This window comes from Rhodococcus sp. Leaf225 (assembly GCF_001426145.1).
Taxonomy (GTDB): Bacteria; Actinomycetota; Actinomycetes; order Mycobacteriales; family Mycobacteriaceae; genus Rhodococcoides.
In genome coordinates this window covers 233922-254415 of the sequence record NZ_LMRN01000012.1, presented here as the reverse complement: position 1 = coordinate 254415, position 20494 = coordinate 233922, and the positions used below count along the sequence as shown (strand labels likewise).

The 20494-nt window shown below is 68.9% G+C and carries 17 protein-coding genes; 7 read left to right on the top strand and 10 right to left on the bottom strand.

Translation table 11 applies throughout. From position 1 onward, the window contains the following. Positions 1-135 precede the first annotated feature (135 nt). The 5 genes from gap (at position 136) to ppc (ending at position 6350) form a co-directional block, all read left to right on the top strand. Positions 136-1155, top strand: a complete 1020-nt coding sequence (gene gap / locus ASG69_RS10870; RefSeq protein ID WP_027505278.1) for a type I glyceraldehyde-3-phosphate dehydrogenase — start codon at positions 136-138, stop codon at positions 1153-1155. Between the two features lie 4 nt (positions 1156-1159). Continuing rightward, positions 1160-2371 carry a phosphoglycerate kinase gene (locus ASG69_RS23055; protein ID WP_056444694.1) on the top strand — a complete coding sequence of 404 codons (1212 nt, stop codon included), beginning with the start codon at positions 1160-1162 and terminating at the stop codon, positions 2369-2371. A gap of 3 nt (positions 2372-2374) precedes the next feature. Continuing rightward, on the top strand, positions 2375-3190 hold the full coding sequence (gene tpiA / locus ASG69_RS23050) for a triose-phosphate isomerase (protein ID WP_056444691.1): 816 nt from the start codon (positions 2375-2377) through the stop codon (positions 3188-3190). Positions 3191-3279: 89 nt separating this feature from the next. Then, positions 3280-3513, top strand: coding sequence for a preprotein translocase subunit SecG (gene secG / locus ASG69_RS10855; RefSeq protein WP_027505281.1), 234 nt, complete (start codon positions 3280-3282; stop codon positions 3511-3513). A gap of 68 nt (positions 3514-3581) precedes the next feature. Continuing rightward, positions 3582-6350 carry a phosphoenolpyruvate carboxylase gene (ppc, locus tag ASG69_RS10850; RefSeq protein ID WP_056444689.1) on the top strand — a complete coding sequence of 923 codons (2769 nt, stop codon included), beginning with the start codon at positions 3582-3584 and terminating at the stop codon, positions 6348-6350. Between the two features lie 265 nt (positions 6351-6615). Here ppc and pgl read toward each other — a convergent pair whose 3' ends face one another. The 5 genes from pgl to tkt are packed head-to-tail and all read right to left on the bottom strand — an operon-like array spanning position 6616 to position 13039. Further along, positions 6616-7356: a 6-phosphogluconolactonase gene (pgl, locus tag ASG69_RS10845; protein ID WP_027505283.1), complete on the bottom strand. Its 741-nt coding sequence runs from the start codon at positions 7354-7356 to the stop codon at positions 6616-6618. Further along, the gene (opcA, locus tag ASG69_RS10840) at positions 7349-8254 is read right to left on the bottom strand and encodes a glucose-6-phosphate dehydrogenase assembly protein OpcA (protein WP_200933809.1); all 906 of its coding nucleotides are present in this window, start codon (positions 8252-8254) and stop codon (positions 7349-7351) included. The genes pgl and opcA overlap by 8 nt, the downstream gene beginning before the upstream one ends. Beyond that, positions 8251-9810, bottom strand: coding sequence for a glucose-6-phosphate dehydrogenase (gene zwf, locus ASG69_RS10835; protein ID WP_056444682.1), 1560 nt, complete (start codon positions 9808-9810; stop codon positions 8251-8253). The genes opcA and zwf overlap by 4 nt, the downstream gene beginning before the upstream one ends. Positions 9811-9813: 3 nt before the next feature. Next, positions 9814-10935 carry a transaldolase gene (tal, locus tag ASG69_RS10830; protein WP_027505286.1) on the bottom strand — a complete coding sequence of 374 codons (1122 nt, stop codon included), beginning with the start codon at positions 10933-10935 and terminating at the stop codon, positions 9814-9816. A gap of 4 nt (positions 10936-10939) precedes the next feature. Then, positions 10940-13039 carry a transketolase gene (gene tkt / locus ASG69_RS10825; RefSeq protein ID WP_027505287.1) on the bottom strand — a complete coding sequence of 700 codons (2100 nt, stop codon included), beginning with the start codon at positions 13037-13039 and terminating at the stop codon, positions 10940-10942. A 337-nt stretch (positions 13040-13376) separates the two neighbouring features. Between tkt and ASG69_RS10820 the strand changes: the two genes are divergently transcribed. Continuing rightward, positions 13377-14354 carry a heme o synthase gene (locus ASG69_RS10820; RefSeq protein WP_056444679.1) on the top strand — a complete coding sequence of 326 codons (978 nt, stop codon included), beginning with the start codon at positions 13377-13379 and terminating at the stop codon, positions 14352-14354. 13 nt (positions 14355-14367) lie between these two features. Here ASG69_RS10820 and ASG69_RS10815 read toward each other — a convergent pair whose 3' ends face one another. Then, on the bottom strand, positions 14368-15333 hold the full coding sequence (locus ASG69_RS10815; RefSeq protein WP_027505289.1) for a quinone oxidoreductase family protein: 966 nt from the start codon (positions 15331-15333) through the stop codon (positions 14368-14370). 105 nt (positions 15334-15438) lie between these two features. Between ASG69_RS10815 and ASG69_RS10810 the strand changes: the two genes are divergently transcribed. After that, entirely contained in the window at positions 15439-15819 is a 381-nt protein-coding gene (locus ASG69_RS10810) for a hypothetical protein (protein WP_027505290.1), read from the top strand. Positions 15820-15829: 10 nt separating this feature from the next. Here the strand turns inward: ASG69_RS10810 and ASG69_RS10805 are convergent, their stop codons facing one another. From ASG69_RS10805 to mptB, 4 genes are all read right to left on the bottom strand, one after another. Then, positions 15830-16813: a COX15/CtaA family protein gene (locus ASG69_RS10805; protein WP_056444676.1), complete on the bottom strand. Its 984-nt coding sequence runs from the start codon at positions 16811-16813 to the stop codon at positions 15830-15832. Between the two features lie 97 nt (positions 16814-16910). Then, the gene (locus ASG69_RS10800) at positions 16911-17711 is read right to left on the bottom strand and encodes an ABC transporter permease (protein ID WP_027505292.1); all 801 of its coding nucleotides are present in this window, start codon (positions 17709-17711) and stop codon (positions 16911-16913) included. Then, entirely contained in the window at positions 17708-18682 is a 975-nt protein-coding gene (locus tag ASG69_RS10795; protein WP_056444673.1) for an ABC transporter ATP-binding protein, read from the bottom strand. Before ASG69_RS10795 ends, ASG69_RS10800 begins: the two co-directional genes overlap by 4 nt. After that, complete coding sequence (gene mptB / locus ASG69_RS10790; RefSeq protein ID WP_056445202.1) at positions 18679-20346, bottom strand: polyprenol phosphomannose-dependent alpha 1,6 mannosyltransferase MptB; 1668 nt, start codon at positions 20344-20346, stop codon at positions 18679-18681. The genes ASG69_RS10795 and mptB overlap by 4 nt, the downstream gene beginning before the upstream one ends. Positions 20347-20494 lie beyond the last annotated feature (148 nt).

Below are 20494 nucleotides of genomic sequence, written 5' to 3'. Positions count from 1 at the left end.
TAGGGTGATCACAGGTCACGGAGCGGCTCGGTCGCCCGTGACGGACACGTCCGCACCATCACGTGCGGTGGAGGAAACCGATGCACGACCCGTGCATCGACGAGGAACACGAGTTTCAACACAAAGGAGCGAACAGTGACGGTTCGGGTTGGCGTGAACGGCTTCGGTCGTATCGGACGTAACTTCTTCCGGGCGGTCGATGCGCAGAAGGCGCTCGGCACCACCGACATCGAGATCGTTGCGGTGAACGACCTCACCGACAACGCAACGCTCGCTCATCTGCTCAAGTACGACTCCATCCTCGGCCGCCTCCCGCACGACGTCTCGCTCGAGGGCGACGACACCATCGTCGTCGGCGACCGCAAGATCAAGGCTCTCTCGCTGCGCGAGGGTCCCTCCGCCCTGCCGTGGGGAGACCTGGGCGTCGACGTCGTCGTCGAGTCCACCGGCATCTTCACCGACGCGTCGAAGGCTCAGGGCCACATCGACGCCGGTGCCAAGAAGGTCATCATCTCCGCGCCGGCCAAGGGCGAGGACATCACCATCGTCATGGGCGTCAACGACGACAAGTACGACGGCAGCCAGAACATCATCTCGAACGCCTCGTGCACCACCAACTGCCTCGGCCCCATCGCCAAGGTGCTCGACGACGAGTTCGGCATCGTCAAGGGCCTCATGACCACGATCCACGCCTACACGCAGGATCAGAACCTGCAGGACGGTCCGCACTCGGACCTGCGTCGCGCCCGCGCCGCCGCGCTCAACGTCGTGCCCACGGGCACCGGCGCCGCGAAGGCCATCGGCCTGGTGCTCCCGCAGCTGCTCGGCAAGCTCGACGGCTACGCGCTGCGCGTCCCGATCCCCACGGGTTCGGTCACCGACCTCACCGCCCAGGTGCGCAAGACCGCCTCGGTCGAGGAGATCAACGCGGCCATGAAGGCTGCGGCCGAGGGCCCGCTGAAGGGCATCCTGAAGTACACCGACGCACCGATCGTCTCCTCCGACATCGTCACCGACCCGGCGTCGTCGATCTTCGACTCGGGCCTGACCAAGGTCATCGAGGACCAGGTCAAGATCGTCTCCTGGTACGACAACGAGTGGGGCTACTCCAACCGTCTCGTCGACCTCATCGGACTCGTCGGAAAGTCGCTCTGACCCGATGGCCGTCAAGACACTGCAGGATCTCATCGACGAGGGCGTCGACGGACGCGGCGTCCTCGTCCGTGCCGATTTCAACGTTCCGCTCGATGACGGGCAGATCACGGACGCCGGCCGTATCGAGGCGTCGCTTCCGACGCTGAAGACGCTGCTCGAGGCGGGTGCCAAGCTCATCGTGACCGCGCACCTCGGCCGGCCGGAGGGCAAGCCGGACGCCGCGTTCTCATTGGCTCCGGTCGCGGCGAAGCTCGGCGAACTGCTGGGACGCCACGTCCAGCTCGCCGGTGACGTCGTCGGTCAGGACGCCGAGGCTCGCGCCGAGGGTCTGACCGACGGAGACGTTCTCCTGCTCGAGAACATCCGCTTCGATCCGCGCGAGACCAGCAAGGACGACGCCGAGCGGCTGGCGCTGGCGAAGGAACTGGCCACGCTGGCCGGCGACGACGCCGCGTTCGTGTCCGACGGCTTCGGTGTCGTGCACCGCAAGCAGGCGTCGGTCTACGACGTCGCGACGCTGCTCCCGCACTACGCGGGCACGCTGGTCGCGACCGAGGTCGACGTCCTGACGAAGCTGACCGAGACCCCCGAGCGTCCCTACGCCGTGGTGCTCGGCGGCTCCAAGGTGTCCGACAAGATCGGTGTCATCGAGGCGCTGGCGCCGAAGGTCGACACGCTGGTCATCGGCGGCGGCATGGCCTTCACCTTCCTTGCGGCGCAAGGGTATTCGGTGGGCACGTCGCTGCTGCAGGAAGATCGCATCGAGACGTGCAAGGACCTGCTCGAGCGTTTCGGTGACGTCATCCACCTTCCGACGGACTTCGTCGTCGCCGACAGCTTCTCCGCCGACGCGGAGTCGAAGACGGTGAAGGCGTCGGAGATCCCCGACGGCTGGATGGGTCTGGACGTGGGACCCGACTCGGTGGATCGCTTCGAGGCGGTGCTGAGCAACGCCAAGACCATCTTCTGGAACGGTCCCGCCGGAGTCTTCGAGTTCGAGAAGTTCTCGAAGGGCACCGAAGGTATCGCTCGGGCGATCATCGCGGCGACCACGAAGGGCGCGTTCAGTGTCGTGGGCGGTGGCGACTCCGCTGCGGCCGTGCGCACGCTGGGTCTCCCGGACGCCGGTTTCTCGCACATCTCCACCGGTGGCGGTGCCTCCCTCGAGTACCTCGAGGGCAAGCAGCTCCCCGGCCTGTCGGTACTGGAGGGCTGAACCATGACATCTCCACGAGCTTCGCTCGACCGTAAGGCCAGGACCCCGTTCATCGCCGGTAACTGGAAGATGAATCTGAACCACCTCGAGGCCATCGCCCTGGTGCAGAAGATCGCCTTCTCGTTGCCCGCGAAGTACTTCGAGAAGGTCGACGTCGCGGTGATCCCGCCGTTCACCGACATCCGCAGTGTCCAGACGTTGATCGAGGGCGACAAGCTCCTGCTCACGTTCGGCGCGCAGGATCTCTCGCCTCACGACTCCGGCGCGTACACCGGCGACATCAGCGGTGCCTTCCTGGCCAAGCTGGGCTGCACGTACGTCGTGGTCGGGCACTCGGAGCGTCGCGCCGGACACGGCGAGACCGACGAGGCGGTGCTCGCCAAGACCAAGGCCGCGCTGAAGCACGGACTCGTGCCGATCGTCTGCATCGGTGAGGGTCTCGAGGTGCGGGAGGCCGGCGAGCACGTGGCGTTCAACGTCGAGCAGCTCCGCGGGTCCCTCGCGGGTCTGAGTGCCGAGGAGGTCGGGAAGATCGTCGTTGCCTACGAGCCGGTGTGGGCCATCGGTACCGGCCGCGTGGCCAGTGCCGCGGACGCGCAGGAAGTCTGCGGAGCCATCCGTCAGGAGCTGGCGTCGCTCGCCGACGTCGACACCGCGGCGGCGGTCCGTGTGCTGTACGGCGGATCGGTCAGCTCGAAGAACGTGGGCGAGATCGTCGGGCAGACCGACGTCGACGGTGCACTGGTGGGCGGAGCGTCGCTGAAGGCGGACGAGTTCGCCACCCTGTGTGCCATCGCCGCCGGGGGACCGCTTCCCTGACCCACCGTGCATCACCGATCGAAGGGCACGTCGCACACGCGACGTGCCCTTCGTCGTTCGGCGGCGCGCGGCCTGTAACATTGGCCATCATGCGCACGTTCCTGGACATCCTGCTGGTGGTCACCAGCATCGGCCTGCTCGTCTTCGTCCTGCTGCACCGCGGCAAGGGCGGCGGCCTGTCGAGCCTGTTCGGTGGTGGCGTGCAGTCGTCTCTGTCCGGGTCCAGCGTCGTCGAGAAGAACCTCGACCGTGTCACCGTCTTCACCGGTGTCGTGTGGCTCATCTGCATCCTGGGTATCGGCCTGGAGATCAAGTTCGCCTGATCGGGTGACGTGACCCCTGCCGTGAGCCCCGCGCTGCGGTCCGGGGGTCCGCCGACGATACTGTCCTCATGACAGTCGTGGATCCAGGTCTGCCCGCCACCGAACCTCTGCGAGAGGACATTCGGCTCCTCGGTGGAATACTCGGTTCCGTCGTCCGGGACCACGAGGGCGAGGAGATCTTCGACCTCGTCGAGCAGGCCCGAGTGGAGTCGTTCCGGGTGCGGCGGTCGGAGATCGATCGCGGCGAACTCGCCCGGCTCTTCGACGGAATCGACATCACGCGTGCCATCCCGGTGATCCGGGCGTTCAGTCACTTCTCGCTTCTCGCCAACCTGGCGGAGGACATTCACCGCGAGCGCCGCCGCGCCGTGCACGTGCGTGCCGGGGAGCCGCCCCAGGACAGCAGTCTCGCCTCCACCTACAGCAAGCTCGATGCGGCGCGCCTCGACGCCGCCACGGTGGAGGACCTGCTCCGCGACGCCCTGGTGTCGCCCGTCATCACCGCGCATCCCACCGAGACGCGTCGCCGCACCGTGTCGGAGATCCAGAGCCGCATCACCGATCTGATGCGCTTCCGTGAGCGCACGGAACTGGACGACACGGAGATCGCGGAGACCGACGCGAAGATCGAGCGGCAGATCCTCGCACTGTGGCAGACGGCGCTGATCCGGCTGTCCCGCTTGCGGATCCAGGACGAGATCGAGGTGGGTCTGCGCTACTACGACATGTCGCTCTTCGACGTGATCCCGCGCATCAACACCGAGCTGCGGGCAGCGCTGCGCAGCCGCTGGCCGGATGCCGACCTGCTGACGCAGCCGATGCTGCGACCCGGATCGTGGATCGGCGGCGACCGGGACGGCAACCCCTTCGTCACCGGGGAGATCGTGCACCGCGCGACCAACCGTGCCGCGCAGGTGGCGTTCACCCGGTATCTCGCGGATCTCGTCGGTCTCGAGCACGAGCTGTCCATGTCGGCTCGGTTGATCGACGTGGATGCGGACCTGCAGGCCCTGGCCGATGCGTCGAAGGACGAGTCGGCGTTCCGTGCGGACGAGCCCTTCCGCCGAGCTGTGCGCGGTATCCGCGGGCGACTGTCGGCGACGGCACGCCGCATGCTGGACGTGGTTCCGGACAACACCCTCGACTCGCCGGAACTCGAGCCGTACGGCGCCCCGCAGGAGATGCTCGACGATCTGGACCTGCTGGACCGCTCGTTGCGGCGCACGGCCAACGGCGTCATCGCCGACGACCGACTCGCGACGCTCCGGCAGGCGCTCGAGACCTTCGGGTTCCACCTGTCCGGGCTCGACATGCGGCAGAACTCCGAGATCCACGAACAGGTCGTGGCAGAGTTGCTGGCCTGGGCGGGCGTCCACGCGGACTACGCGTCACTGTCCGAGGACGAGCGCGTCGCGATCCTCTCCGCCGAGCTCGAGACGCGGCGACCCCTCATCGGGCCCCGCGCGGAGTTCAGCGAGCAGACGGCCAAGGAGCTGGCGATCGTCGAGTCCGCCGCGGACGCCGTGCGCACCTTCGGCGGCGGCGCGGTGCCGAACTACATCATCAGCATGTGCACCTCGGTCAGCGACATGCTCGAGGCCGCGGTGCTGCTCAAGGAGGCGGGCATCCTCGATCCCGGAGACGCCGAGACGGGTCCGTCCTCGCCCGTCGGTGTGGTGCCGCTGTTCGAGACGATCGACGATCTTCAGCAGGGCGCGGCGACCCTCACCGCGACGTTGTCCATCCCCGTCTACCGCGCGCTGGTGACGTCCCGCGGGGACAACCAGGAAGTGATGCTGGGGTACTCCGACTCCAACAAGGACGGCGGGTACCTGGCCGCGAACTGGGCGCTCTACCGTGCCGAACTCGACCTCGTCGAGGCTGCACGTGCCGCCGGGATCCGGCTACGACTGTTCCACGGCCGCGGTGGCACCGTGGGCCGCGGCGGTGGCCCGAGCTACGACGCCATCCTCGCTCAGCCCACCGGTGCGGTCACCGGCTCGCTGCGGATCACCGAGCAGGGCGAGGTGATCGCGGCGAAGTACGCGGAACCCCGCCTGGCGCGCCGCAACCTCGAGACGCTGTTGGCGGCGACCATCGAGAGCACGTTGCTCGACGTCGAGGGGCTCGGGGACGACGCCGAGCCGGCCTACGCGCTGCTCGACGATCTGGCGGCACGCGCCCAGGCCGCGTACGGGGCACTGGTCCACGAGACGCCGGGCTTCGTCGAGTACTTCCGGATGTCCACACCGGTCGCCGAGATCGGGGAGCTCAACATCGGCAGCCGGCCGGCGTCGCGGAAGCCCACCAACTCGGTGTACGACCTGCGGGCGATCCCGTGGGTGATGTCGTGGAGTCAGTCGCGGGTGATGTTGCCCGGCTGGTACGGGGTGGGTACCGCGTTCGAGGACTGGGTCGGCGGCGACGCGGACAAGCTGGCCACGTTGACCGATCTGTACCGGCGGTGGCCGTTCTTCCGGACGGTGCTGTCCAACATGGCGCAGGTCATGGCCAAGTCGGATCTGGGGCTCGCCGCCCGGTACTCCGAACTGGTGCCGGACGAGCAGCTCCGCAAGACCGTGTTCGACATGATCTCGACCGAGCATGCCAAGACCGTGTCGATGTACCTGAAGATCACCGGGCACGACGGGCTGCTCGACGACAACCCGGCGCTGGCGCGGTCGGTGTTCAACCGCTTCCCGTACCTCGAGCCGCTGAACCACCTGCAGGTGGAACTACTCGCACAGCTGCGGGCGGGAGACGATCGCGAGCAGGTCAAGCGCGGCATCCTGCTGACCATGAACGGGCTCGCGACCGCGTTGCGCAACAGCGGATAGAGGGAACCGCGCGGACCCTCCCGGCGTCGAACAGAACAGACCCATTCGACGCCGGGAGGATCTCCGTCATGACTCCGCAGAACGAACACCGTTGCACCGCAACCGCATCCGCGTGGCGCAGGGGAGTGCCCCGGCGTCGACCAGAGGCCTCGACACCCGTCCGACCGAAGGACGATCAGCCCGGACGGCCGCCGGCCTGACCGTCGCTCAGAGGCGGGACGCCGACCCCGCGTCGCTCAGAGGCGGGACGCCGACCCCGCGTCGCTCAGAGGCGGGACGCCGACCCCGCGTCCAGGAACCACACGGTCGACTCGAGGCCGTGTGCGCCGGCGGCCGGATGCTCGACCGGGTCCGCGCCCCCGACACAGGCGGCGACGGCATCGGCCTTGCCCTCGCCCGAGACGAGGAACCACACGTGCCGAGACCTGTTCACCGCCGGGAGCGTCAGCGTGATGCGCACGGGAGGCGGCTTGGGGGAGTCGGTCACGGCCACGACCCAGCGTGACTTCTCCTGCACCGCGTCACCGTGGGCGAAGAGGGAGTTGACGTGAGAATCCGGGCCCATGCCGAGCAGGTGGATGTCGAAGGCGGGTCCGTCCTCCGGTGCGAAGGCTGCCACCGACTGCAGGTAGGTCACCGCCGCGGCCTCGACGTCGTCGCCCAGCGGCGAGTCGGACGGGGCCATGACGTGCACGCGGTCGGGATCGACGCCGACGTGATCGAGCAGGGCGTCCCTGGCCTGCACGTAGTTGCGTTCCGGGTCGCCCTCGGGGAGGAAGCGTTCGTCACCGAAGAAGACGTCGACGGCGGACCAGTCGATGTCGCCGCCGAGGTCGCGGACAGCGGCCAGGGTCGCGACGCCGGTGCCGCCACCGGTCAGCACCACGGAGGCGGTACCGCGTGCTCGCTGGGCATCGACGACCACCGAGACGAATCGCTCGGCCGCGGCGCGGGCGAGCGCCGCCGTGTCGTCGGAACGGTGGATCTCCGGTCGTGTCTCACTCATAGGTCACCTTCGTCAGGCCGGCGAGGGCCTCTTCGTAGATCTCGTCACGGTCGAGTCGACGCAGCTCCTCCGCGAGGCAGTCGCGGGTCTCTCGCCGGGCGAGTGAGACCAGCGTGTCCGGTTGTCCGGTGCGGATGAGGGTGGCCGTGGTGCCGGTCTGCGGCCTGCTGATGGACACGGTGCTGTCGGCCAGCTCCATCTCCACGCGCAGTTCGCCGACCTTGCGCACCACGGGGACGTCGAGGCGGGCGGCGAACCACCCGGCGAGGATGTCCAGTGCGGGCTCCTCGCGCAGACCCGACACGGTCACCGATCGCACCGGCTCGGCCTGCTGGTCGAGTGCCGTGGTGAGCAGCGCACGCCAATAGGTGATGCGCGACCAGGCGAGGTCGGAATCGCCCTCGGCGTACGACTCGAGTCGCGACGAGATGGCGGCGCGCGGGTCGGGTGAGTTGGTCGCGTCGGTGATCCGGCGGATGGCGAGTCGGCCCACCGGGTCCTCCTTCGGGACCGCCGGTGCTCCGCTCGGCCACCAGGCCACCACGGGGGTGTCGGGCAGCAGGAAGGGGAGGACGACGCTCTGCTCGTGTTCCGACAGCTCGCCCCGTAGTCGCAGGAAGACCACCTCGGACGCGCCCGCGTCGCCGCCGACGCGGATCTGCGCGTCCAGCACGTCGTCGTCGTCGCGATCACCGCGGGCCAACACGATCACACGACACGGGTGCTCCCGGCTGGCCTCGTTGGCCGCCTCGATCGCGGCTTCGAACTTCGCGGGATCACGGATGACGACCACCAGGGTGAGCACCCGACCGAGCGTGACGGCGCCGCCCGATTCGCGGAGCTCCACCAGCTTCTTCGAGACGGCACCGGTGGTGGTGGCGGGCAGATCGACGATCACGGCCTTCTCCATTCGCGTCCGGTGCGCTGCATCATCTCGTTGGCCGAATCGGGGCCCCACGTGCCGGCCTCGTACGGATCGGCCGCACCTCCGGACGCCCAGTACTCGAGGATGGGGTCGAGGATCTTCCACGACAGCTCGACCTCGGCATTGACCGGGAAGAGCGACGGCTCACCGAGCAGCACGTCGAGGATGAGCCGCTCGTACGCCTCGGGCGACGACTCGGTGAAGGCCTGGCCGTAACTGAAGTCCATGCTGACGTCCCGCACCTGCATGCTGGACCCCGGCACCTTCGATCCGAAGCGCAGCGTGACGCCCTCGTCGGGCTGCACGCGGATGACGAGTGCGTTCTGGCCCAGTTCCTCGGTCATCGTGGCGTCGAACGGCAGGTGCGGTGCGCGTTTGAAGATCATCGCGATCTCGGTCACGCGCCGCCCGAGCGACTTTCCCGTGCGGAGGTAGAACGGCACGCCGCCCCACCGCCGAGTGTCCACCTCGAGGGTGATGGCCGCGTAGGTCTCGGTGTTCGACTCCGCGTCGAACCCCTCCTCCTCCTTGAGCCCCTTCACCTTCTGACTGCCCTGCCACCCCGAGGTGTACTGCCCCCGGGCAGCGGTCTGCGCGAACGGCTCCGCCAGACGCGTCGACGAGAGGACCTTGATCTTCTCGCTCTGCAGCTCACTGGGGCTGAAGCTGACCGGCTCCTCCATCGCGGTGATGGCGAGCAACTGCAGCAGGTGGTTCTGGATCACGTCGCGCGCAGCGCCGATGCCGTCGTAGTACCCGGCTCGACCCCCCAGGCCGATGTCCTCGGCCATCGTGATCTGCACGTGGTCCACGTAATGGGCGTTCCAGATCGGGTCGAACAGCTGGTTGGCGAAGCGCAGCGCCAGGATGTTCTGGACCGTCTCCTTGCCGAGGTAGTGGTCGATGCGGAAGACGCGATCCTCCGGGAACACCCGGTTGACGATCGCGTTGAGCTCCTTCGCGCTCGCGAGATCGTGGCCGAACGGCTTCTCGATCACCACTCGACGCCAGTGCCGCGGCGCCTCGTCCTCGGTCTCCGGCCCGGTGGCGAGACCGGACGCCGACAACTGCTCGAGCACCGTGGGGAACGCGCCCGGCGGGATGGACAGGTAGAACGCGTGGTTCCCACCGGTTCCGCGCTCGACATCGAGTTCCGCAAGCGTTCTCGTGAGCTGATCGAACGCCGCGGCGTCGTCGAACGACCCCTGTACGAAGCGGATGCCTTCCGACAACCGTTCCCACACGTCCTCACGGAACGGCGTCCGGGAGTGCTCCCGGACCGCGTCGTGGACGATGGTGCCGAAGTCCTGGTCCGACCATTCACGCCGGGCGAACCCGACCAGCGCGAATCCGGGCGGCAGGAGCCCACGGTTCGCGAGGTCGTACACCGCCGGCATCAACTTCTTGCGCGCCAGGTCGCCGGTGACACCGAAGATCACCAGGCTGCAGGGCCCGGCGATCCTCGGGAGACGCTTGTCTCTGCTGTCACGGAGCGGATTCACCCAGGGTGTGGCTGACTCCGTCGCCACGGTTCAGCTCTTCGACGCGGCGGAGAGTTGCTCGGAGGTGGCGTCGAGCAGTTCGCCCCACGACGCCTCGAACTTCTGGACGCCCTCGTTCTCGAGCACGAGGAAGACGTCGGTCAGGTCGATACCCAGTGCACTGATGGCGTCGAAGACGGCCTGCGACTCCTGACCCTTGCCCGTGATGGTGTCGCCGGTGACCTCGCCGTGGTCGGCGAAGGCGTCCATCGTCTTCTCGGGCATGGTGTTGACGGTGTTCGGGGCGACCAGCTCGGACACGTACAGCGTGTCGGGCAGGGTCGGGTCCTTCACTCCGGTGGAGGCCCAGAGCGGGCGCTGCGGCCGGGCGTTGTCGGTCAGCATGCCCTGGAAACGCGACCCGATCTCGAACACCTGCTGGTAGGCGACGTACGCGAGGCGTGCGTTGGCCAGTGCGGCCTTGCCCTTCAGGTCGGTCGCCTCCGGTGTTCCGATGGCGTCGAGACGCTTGTCGATCTCGGTGTCGACGCGCGAGACGAAGAACGACGCGACCGAGTGGATCGACGACAGGTCGTGGCCCGCGGCCTTCGCCGACTCGAGTCCCTCGAGGTAGGCGTTCATGACGGCCTCGTAGCGCTCGACCGAGAAGATGAGCGTGACGTTGACGCTGATGCCCTCGCCGATGACCTTGGCGATGGCGGGGATGCCGGCCTCGGTGGCGGGGATCTTGATCAGGACGTTGGGCCGGTCGACGATCTTCCACAGCTCGATCGCCTGCGCGACCGTCTTGTCGGTGTCGTGGGCCAGGCGGGGATCGACCTCGATGGACACCCGTCCGTCGACTCCGTTGGTCGCCTCGTACACCGGTGCGAGTACGTCGCACGCATTGCGGACGTCGTCGGTGGTGACCGTGCGGATGACGGAATCGACGTCGGCACCGCGAGCGGCGAGCTCGTTCACCTGCTCGTCGTACGAGGTGCCCTTCGACAGGGCGGCCTGGAAGATCGACGGGTTCGTGGTGACGCCGACGACCGACTTGGAGTCGATCAGGTCCTTCAGGTTGCCTGAGGAGATCCGGTCACGGGAGAGGTCGTCCAGCCAGACCGAGACTCCGGCGGCGGACAGGTCTGCGAGATTCTGGTTCTGAGTCATGCTGTCATCCCTTCACGTTGGTGATGGAGCGCTGAGCTGCGGCCACGACGGCCTCGGCCGTGAAGCCGTACTCGCGGAAGAGCGTCGCCGCGTCCGCGGACTCGCCGAAGTGCTCGAGCGAGATGATCTCGCCGAAGCCGCCGACGATCTTGTACCAGGGCATCGCGATGCCGGCCTCGATGGAGACACGGGCCTTCACGGTGGGCGGAAGGACCTGGTCGCGGTAGTTCTGGTCCTGGCTCTCGAACCACTCGACACACGGCATCGAGACGACGCGCGCCGCGATGTCCTGAGCCTCGAGAAGCTTCTGTGCCTCCACGGCGTACTGCACCTCGGAACCGGTCGCGACGATGATCACGTCGGGTGCGGCCTTGGACGACTCGACCAGGACGTACCCGCCCTTGGAGACACCCTCGTAGCTGGTGCCGTCGAGAATCGGGATGCCCTGACGGGTGAGCGCGAGGCCGACGGGTCCGCTGCTCGACGAGCGCGCGAGCACCGCGCGCCAGGCGTGGGCGGTCTCGTTCGCATCGCCGGGGCGCACGACCGAGAGGTTCGGGATCGCGCGCAGCGCCGCGAGGTGTTCGACCGGCTGGTGCGTCGGGCCGTCCTCGCCGAGACCGACGGAGTCGTGGGTCCAGACGTAGATGGGATCGATGTCCATGAGGGACGCGAGGCGCACCGCGGGACGCATGTAGTCACTGAACTGCATGAAGGTGCCGCCGTACGCACGCGTCGGTCCGTGCATGACGATGCCGGACAGGATCGCGCCCATCGCGTGCTCGCGGATACCGAAGTGCAGCGTGCGGCCGTAGGGCTCGGCGTCCCAGTCGTCGGTGGAGATCGACGTCGGGCCGAAGGACTTGGCGCCCTTCATGGTGGTGTTGTTGCTGCCGGCGAGGTCGGCGGAGCCGCCCCACAGCTCCGGCAGGACCGGGCCGACGGCACTGAGGACCTCACCGGACGCGGCGCGCGTCGCGATGGCCTTGCCGCCCGGCTCCCAGGTGGGGAGGACGTCGGTCCATCCGTCGGGCAGCGTGCCCTCGGTCAGACGGTCCAGCAGGCGGCGACGGTCGGGCTCGCGCTCGCTCCACGCGTCGAAGTCCTTGCTCCACGCCTCGTGCGCCGCGCGGCCACGCGCCTGCAGGCCGCGGGTGTGCTCGATGACCTCGTCGGTGACCTCGAACGTCTTCTCGGGATCGAAGCCGAGCGCCTTCTTCACGGCGGCGACCTCGTCGTCACCCAGAGCGGCACCGTGGACGGCACCGGTGTTCATCATCGTGGGGGCCGGGAAGCCGATGATGGTGCGCAGCACGATGATCGAGGGCTTGTCGGTGACGGCCTTGGCCGCCTCGACCGCCTCCTCGATGGCGGTGACGTTCTCGCCGCCCTCCACGACCTGCACGTGCCAGCCGTACGCCTCGTAGCGCTTGGCGGTGTCCTCGGACAGCGCGATATCGGTGGAGTGCTCGATGGAGATCTTGTTGTCGTCGTAGAACAGGATCAGGTTGCCGAGCTGCTGCGTGCCGGCGAGTGAGGACGCCTCGGAGGTGATGCCCTCCTCGATGTCGCCGTCGGACGCGATGACGTAGACGTAGTGATCGAACGGGCTGTCGCCCCATGCGGGCTCGGGATCGAAGAGTCCACGCTCACGGCGCGACGCCATGGCCATGCCGACGGCCGAGGCCAGGCCCTGACCGAGCGGGCCGGTGGTGATCTCGACGCCCTTGGTGTGGCGGAACTCCGGGTGGCCGGGAGTCTTCGACTTGAACGTGCGCAGCGCCTCGAGATCGGCGAGCTCGAGGCCGAAGCCGCCCAGGTAGAGCTGGATGTACAGCGTGAGGCTCGAGTGACCGCACGAGAGCACGAAGCGATCGCGGCCGATCCACGTGGTGTCCGTGGGATCGTGGCGCATCGTGCGCTGGAAGAGCGAGTACGCCAGGGGAGCGAGGCTCATGGCGGTTCCGGGGTGGCCGTTGCCGACCTTCTGCACCGCGTCGGCAGCGAGAACACGCACAGTGTCCACCGCCCGTGTGTCCAGATCGGTCCAGTCGCTCGGATGGTGAGCGCTGGTGAGAACGGTGATGTCGTCTGTGATCGACACGGGTGGAGATCTCCTGACACTGTCGGGGTGGGGGTGGCCAGTAGTGCACGGACGCGGCGCACTCGTCGCCGCTCCGCGCGTGATGAGCCTAGTTCCCCGGCGGGTCGGTCGGGGATACCCGGTTCACGGTCGAGCCTAGTTCCGTCCGGGACGCCTCGCTGGTTCCGCGACGGGTGGTCCGCCGCCGATCCGTCACACGACGCCCGAACCATCCGACTACCCGCCGATTGGGGTGATGACACAGGCGGCGTCTACCATCGCTTGTAGTAGCACCATTCCGCTCGGTAACTGGGCCGGGTGGTGGAGCGGACGGTGCGAGAGGGAGATTCGAGTGGGTATGCGGCAGAGCCCGAGCGGACACGGGTTCACCGACAGTCCGACCCGGGACGTGTCGACCGCTCCCACGTCGAGACTCGGCCGGCTGACGGCCAAACCCGCCGCCTACATCGCGCTGACGAAACCGCGCGTGATCGAGCTCCTCCTGGTCGCGACCATCCCCACGATGCTCCTCGCGGACCGCGGCACGGTGAACCTCCCGCTGCTGTTCGCCACGCTGTTCGGCGGGTGGATGGGTGCCGCCAGCGCCAACACGCTGAACTGCGTCGTCGACGCGGACATCGACAAGGTCATGAAGCGCACCGCGCGGCGGCCCCTGGCCCGCGAGGCCGTGCCGACGTCGCACGCCTTCGTCTTCGGCGCGCTCCTCGGAGTCGGATCCTTCCTCTGGCTCTGGTGGGCGGCGAACCTCCTCAGTGGGATCCTGGTCGTCGCGACGATTCTGTTCTACGTCCTCGTCTACACGATGGTGCTCAAGCGCCGGACCTCGCAGAACGTGGTCTGGGGCGGTGCCGCGGGATGCATGCCCGCACTCGTCGGATGGTCCGCCGTGACCGGGACCGTCGGGTGGCAGGCGATCGTCCTGTTCCTCGTCATCTTCTTCTGGACTCCGCCCCACACATGGGCCCTGGCCATGCGCTACAAGGACGACTACAAGGCGGCGGGTGTGCCCATGCTGCCCGTCGTCGCCACCGAACAGGTCGTCACCCGGCAGATCGTCCTCTACACCTGGGCCACGGTTGCGGCCACGGCTGCGTTGATCCCGGCGGCCGGTGTCGTCTACGCCGCGGTCGCCCTGGCGGCGGGTGCCTGGTTCCTCCTCATGGCGCACCAGCTCTACTCGGGCGTGCGACGCGGCGAGGCCGTGAAGCCGCTGCGCCTGTTCCTGCAGTCGAACAACTACCTCGCGGTCGTCTTCATCGGTCTCGCCGTCGACTCCGTGCTCGGGATGTCCACGGTCTCCGACTTCTTCTCCTGACACCCGCTCCGCGTCAGGGTTCCAGCACGATCGATCCCGCCGTCCGCCGGCTCTCCAGGTCGATGTGCGCCTGCCGGGCCTGCTCGAGCGGATAGCGATGCTCGACTCGGACCGTCAGGGTTCCGTCCGCCAGCGCGCGCACCACGTCTCCGCCGCGCCATTCCAGCTCTGCCCGGTCGCGGATGTGATGCGCGAGGGTGGGGCGGGTCAGGAACACCGAGCCGGCCTTGTTGAGGCGTTGCGGGTCCACCGGCGGTACCGGCCCGCTCGCGGCACCGAAGAGGGCCACTGTCCCGCGGATGCGCACGCTCTCGAGGCTCGCGTCGAACGTCGAGGCACCGACGCCGTCGTACACCGCCGCGACGCCGACACCGTCGGTGATGTCGCGCACGCGTGACGGGATGTCGTCGTCGTAGCGGAGAACGTGAGTCGCGCCTGCTTCGCGCGACAACGCCTCCTTCTCGTCGGTGGACACGGTGGTGATCACCGTCGCGCCCTTCGCCGTGACGAGCTGCGTGAGAATCAGCCCGACTCCGCCCGCGCCGGCATGCACCAGCACCACGTCGCCGGACCGCACGGGGTACGTCGACTCGATCAGATAGTGCGCCGTCATGCCCTGGAGCAGCACGGATGCCGCCTGAGGGGGATCCACACCCGCCGGCACCGCGATGGCAGAGGCGGCCGGGACCCGCACGAGTTCGGCGTAGCTCCCGGGCGCTGCGGCCCATGCGACGCGGTCGCCGACCGAGAACCCGGACACCTCCGAGCCCACCTGCTCGACGACGCCGGTGCCCTCGTCGCCCGGGACGTACGGCAGCTCCCGCGGGTAGGACCCGCTGCGGAAGTACGTGTCGATGTAGTTGATCCCGGAGGCCTGGACCCGGACCAGGAGATCGGCCGGGCCGGGTACCGGATCGGGGACGTCGGTCACGTCGAGGACGTCGGGTCCGCCGGTTCTGGTCACGAGTACAGCGCGCATGGGAAAAGTCTGCCACCGCGCCCGCGACAGCGGGGGCGGGACGGACCCACCGCTGAGTTACCGGCCAGTAGGGACGCGTGGGACGGACCGGGTATTCTCACGATCATGAGCACCGAGAGCATCGAGAACGCACCCAAGGGTGACTCCGGGCAGAGCACCGAGACGGCGGCGCCGCCGTCGAACCTGGTGTCCTCGATCGAGTCGTTCGTCGCAGCGCACGGCGGGTCCGCGACGGTGGTGTTGCAGCCGCTCGGCCGCGCCGGTGTCCGCATGACCCTGGTCGGTGCCGACGGGATCCTGGGGGACCGGGTCGCCGGCAATCTCCGCATCGCGCACGCGGTGGTGGACTCGCTCGACTCCGTGACCCTCGGTGACTGGGACCGCGAGCTGACGAGCATCGTCACCCCGCGCAAGGGTCACTTCGCGCAGATGGCGGGATGGGTGGCGCGTCAGTCGCGTTTCCCGAAGGCGCGCAACGGTCTCTGACCGCGTCCGATCAGTCCGCGCGGGCCAGCCGCGGCGAGGTCACGTCGGTGTCCCCGGCTGCCGGCACGGTCTCCCGCTCCCGCAGAGACACCCAGAGAGCGGCCGTGGCGGCCGTGGCCGCGGCAGCACCGGCGACGTGGACGGCCACGAGGGCCGCAGGGACGTCGGTGAAGTACTGGACGATGCCGACGCACGCCTGGGCGACGACGATCGCGATGACCACCTGCAGACGCTTCTTGATGGCCGAGGCTCCGGACGGACTGACGGCGTAGACGGCGAACGTGAGCCCCACCAGCAGCGCCAGGTACCCCACCAGAAGTTCGGCGTGCAGGTGCACCAGCGTGACGATCTCCACCTCGAGCCGAGCCACGTCCGCGTCACCGGCGTGCGGTCCCGCGCCGGTGACCATGGTGCCCGCCACCAGAACTCCGGCGAGAAGGACCGCAGACAGCACGGTCAACCACCGCAGCGGCGCGGGCACGGCGGGTACCGAGACGCCCTCGTCCTTCTCACCGATCTTGTGGAACAGCAACGTCGCGAGCCAGACCATCAGCATCGAGATCACGAGGTGCACCGCCACGGTCCACCACAGCAGCCCGGTGAGCACCGTGATGCCGCCGACGCCGGCCTGCAGCACCGTGCCCGCAGGCATGAGCCACGCGTAGACGACCACCTCGCGGCGGCGCCGTGCCCGTGTCACCGCCAGGACGATGGCAGCCGCGGTGAGGACCACGGCGAAGGTGAGCATGCGGTTGCCGAACTCGACCGCCTGGTGCAGGACGGGCACCTCGGACACGCCGACGGGCGTGAAGCTGCCGGGGAAACACTGCGGCCACGTGGGGCACCCGAGCCCGGAGCCCGTCACCCGGACCACGGCGCCCGTCACCGAGATACCGCCCTGCGTCAGGATCACGACGAACGCGATGATTCGCTGGACGCGAACGGAGGGGACCGGGAGGCGGTCGACCACGGAGAAGTACGCACGGGAGAGCACACGTCGATGGTAGACGGCATCTCCTACGCTGCGTAGTTGGCCTGCGGCCTGGGGTAGTCGGCCTGCGGCTTCGGGTGGTCGGACTGCGGCTTCGGTGTCAGGTGAACGAGAACTTGCGGGTCGCCCAGAAGCCGCAGATCGCCGCCCACACGACGAGGACCAGGATGCCGAACAGATCGGCTCGTCCCACGACGGCCTGCTCGAGCGTCTCCGCCATCGCGCCCGACGGGATCAGTCGCGCGATCATGCGGACGCCGCCGGGAAGTGCCTCGTTCGCGAACACCACGCTGCCGATTCCTAGCATCACGAACCACGCGATGTTGGCGAGGGCGAGCACGATCTCGGCCCGCAGCGTCCCGCCGAGCAGGAGGCCCATCGTGGCGAAGGTGACGGTGCCCAGAGCGATCACCAGCGCGCCCAGCACGAGTCCGCCGGGAGTCGGACGCCACCCGAGGGCGAGGCCGATGGCGCCGAGCAGTACCGACTGCAGCACGACCACGAGGAGGACGGCGATCGACTTCCCGGCGATCGCGCCCCACTTCGGCAGAGCGGTGGCGCCGAGTCTCTTGAGAGCGCCGTAGCGCCGGTCGAAGCCGACGGCGATGGCCTGGCCGGTGAACGCGGTCGACATCACCGCGACGGTCATCACGGCGGGTACGACGGTGCCGACGCGCTCGGTGCCGAAGTCGCCGAACGGCAGCAGCGTGAGGCCGATGAGCAACGTCACCGGGATGAACATCGTCAGCAGCAGCTGCTCACCGTTGCGCAGCAGCAGAAGCAGTTCGAGGCGGCTCTGCGCCAGCAGCATGCGGCGGCGCGGTGCGGGCCGCGGATCCGGTGTGAACGTCCCCGGTGCGAATCGGTCGGACGCACGTTCGGACCGTGATGTCACGCTCACCCTCTCAGTTCCCGCCCCGTGAGGTCGAGGAAGACGTCCTCGAGGCTGCGCTGCTCCACACGGAGATCGGTGGCCAGCACGTTCAGTCGAGCACACCACGAGGTCACCGTCGCGAGCACCTGGGGGTCGATGGTCCCCTCGAGCAGATACGAGCCCGGCGAACTCTCGACCGGATCGAACCCCTCGGGCAGCACCATCTGCAGCAACGACAGGTCGAGGCCGGAGGGCGCGGAGAAGCGCAACTGGCCCTCGGCGCCCCGTCGGGTGAGCTCGGTGGGCGTCCCCGAGGCGACGACCTGGCCGTGGTCGATGATCACCAGGTCGTCCGCGAGGTGCTCGGCCTCGTCCATCAGGTGGGTGGTCAGCAGGATGCTCACGCCGTCGCGCCGCAGCGCCTCGACGAGGTCCCACACGAGGAGCCGGGCCTGTGCGTCGAGCCCGGCGGTCGGCTCGTCGAGGAACACGAGCTCGGGGCGGCCGACCAGAGCACAGGCCAGCGAGAGGCGTTGTTGCTGACCGCCGGAGAGTCGTCGGTACGGCGTGCGGACGGCATCGGTGAGCCCCAACTGTCCGAGGAGCCACGCGGGATCGAGCGGGTCGGCCGAGTACGCGGCGACGAGGTCGAGCATCTCGCCCGCACGCGAGCCGGGGTAGGCGCCGCCGCCCTGCAGCATGACCCCGATCCGCGGCTTGAGACGGTCGGAGTCGACGATGGGATCGAGCCCCAGGACGCGGACCTCACCGGAGTCGGGCGTGTGGAAGCCCTCGCACATCTCGACGGTGGTGGTCTTGCCGGCCCCGTTGGGACCGAGGAGTGCGAGCACCCGGCCGCGCTGCAGCTCGATGTCGAGTCCGTCGACGGCCGCGACGTCACCGAAGTGCTTGACCACACCGCGGAGCGACACCGCCGGAGAGTCCGTCGGCGTCCCGGCATCGGACGCCGTGGGCGGAGGGACAGGTCGGGCGGTCACGATGATCCAGCGTAGGCGCCCGACGGACGGTCCGGCGCCGCCGCCCCGTCGCGTGCCCGCCAGGGCAGCAGTCGCCTCGTCGAGGCGTACAGCACGGCGATCGTCAGGACTGTCGCCACCGCCGCCTGGACGATGACGAAGGGCTGGACCTCACCGCCGGTCGGCATGACGATCAGCGAGACGAACGCGGAGAAGACGATCACCGGCACCCGGAACGCCGGTCGGGTGGCCCAGGCGGCCAGCGGGGTGACGGCCCACAGCAGGTACCAGGGCTGGACCACGGGGAAGAGCAGCACGAGTGCCCCGAGCGACACGCCGAGGGCTCCGATGGGGTGGAGCCGACCCAGCAGGACCGACACCAGCATCCGCACGATGATCAGCGCGGCCACCAGGGAGGCGATCGGGCGGGTGAGGGACAGCACGGCAGTGGTGTGGTCGCCGATGCCGAGGAGGACGCCGGCGCCTCCCGTGGCGAGGCCGAGCAGTGTGGGCAACGACATCCAGCTGCGCACGGCGTTGGCCGTGCCCAGGGTGTCCAGCCAGCCGAATCCGAGCCCGCTCGCGGCGCTGACGCCCAGGATCACGGCGACGGTCACCGCGCCGAGCAGGGCGGCGGCGGCGGCGACGTCGCGGGGCCGACCACCCCATCGACGGGCCAGGGCCATGCCCACGAATCCGAGCGCGAGCACCGACGGGATCTTGATCGTCGCGGACAGGGCGATGACCGCCGCGCCGGCGAGCAGCAGCACGCCGGTACGGCCCCGCAGTGGTGCCGCGGACTCGACCGCACGGAACGAGAGTTCGAGCCCCGCGAGCATCAGGCCCAGCATTGCGGCCTCGTTGTGGATCCCGGCGACGAGGTGGAAGAGCAGGAGCGGATTGGCGGCACCGAGCCACAGCGCCGCCACGCTGGACACTCCGCACCGGGCGGCGAGGCGGGGGAGAGCCCACACGATGAGCGCGACGCCGATCAGCGCGACGATGCGATGCAGGAAGATCCCGGCGACGATGTCGTCACCGGTGAGCGCGGTGATGCCCCGACCGATCCACAGGAAGAACGGTCCGTAGGGCGCCGGGGTGTCGCGCCAGATGGTCGGCACGGTCCTGGTGAGCACATGGTCGACGCCGAGTGCCGCCTGCGGACCGATGGCGTACGGATCGAGTCCGCGGGCCGTGATCTCGCTCTGCGCCAGGTACGAGTAGACGTCCTTGCTGAACATCGGTGGCGCGACGCACAGCGGCACGATCCACAGCGCGAGCGTGCGGTCCAGCTGGGAGCGAGACATCCGGCGCGGCGACGAGTGCGCGCCGAAAGATCCCACGGCGAGGCGGCCGAGGAGCAGCCATGCGAGCACCACGACGGCGGTGCCGATCATCGTGATGGTGAGTGCGGCGGGGAGCGCGCGAGCGAAGAGCCCGAGCACGCGGACACCCTGCACCGGGTTCTGGAGAACCGGTTGTGCGCCGGCGCCCAGTGCACCGAGGGCCATCATCGCGGCGCCGATGGCACCGAAGCGGCGGATCCGTGTGAGATCGCGCACCTCTGCGGCATTCAGTTCGGGGCGCTCGGGCTCGTTGTCGTGCAGAAACGCGACGCGGTCGCTGCGCGGAGACCCTTCGATCCCCAGCACCCGGCGCGTCGCTCGACGGGCCGTCGCCCGCATCCGCGCGGCGGTACCGGAGCGGCTCGGCTCCGTCGCACCCGCCGTGACCACGTCGTCGGTGCCGCCCGCGAGGGACGCCGAGGCGTCGGTCGGTGTCACCGTCGCGGAGGGCACGGAGTCGTCGGCAGGTGCGGGCACAGAACGGAGC

Coding starts and splice junctions, on each gene's coding strand:
- ASG69_RS23055 (WP_056444694.1), top strand. CDS start 1,160: ATGGCCGTCAAGACACTGCAGGATCTCATCGACGAGGGCGTCGACGGA.
- tpiA (WP_056444691.1), top strand. CDS start 2,375: ATGACATCTCCACGAGCTTCGCTCGACCGTAAGGCCAGGACCCCGTTC.
- secG (WP_027505281.1), top strand. CDS start 3,280: ATGCGCACGTTCCTGGACATCCTGCTGGTGGTCACCAGCATCGGCCTG.
- ppc (WP_056444689.1), top strand. CDS start 3,582: ATGACAGTCGTGGATCCAGGTCTGCCCGCCACCGAACCTCTGCGAGAG.
- pgl (WP_027505283.1), bottom strand. CDS start 7,356: ATGAGTGAGACACGACCGGAGATCCACCGTTCCGACGACACGGCGGCG.
- tal (WP_027505286.1), bottom strand. CDS start 10,935: ATGACTCAGAACCAGAATCTCGCAGACCTGTCCGCCGCCGGAGTCTCG.
- ASG69_RS10820 (WP_056444679.1), top strand. CDS start 13,377: ATGCGGCAGAGCCCGAGCGGACACGGGTTCACCGACAGTCCGACCCGG.
- ASG69_RS10815 (WP_027505289.1), bottom strand. CDS start 15,333: ATGCGCGCTGTACTCGTGACCAGAACCGGCGGACCCGACGTCCTCGAC.
- ASG69_RS10810 (WP_027505290.1), top strand. CDS start 15,439: ATGAGCACCGAGAGCATCGAGAACGCACCCAAGGGTGACTCCGGGCAG.
- mptB (WP_056445202.1), bottom strand. CDS start 20,346: ATGCGGGCGACGGCCCGTCGAGCGACGCGCCGGGTGCTGGGGATCGAA.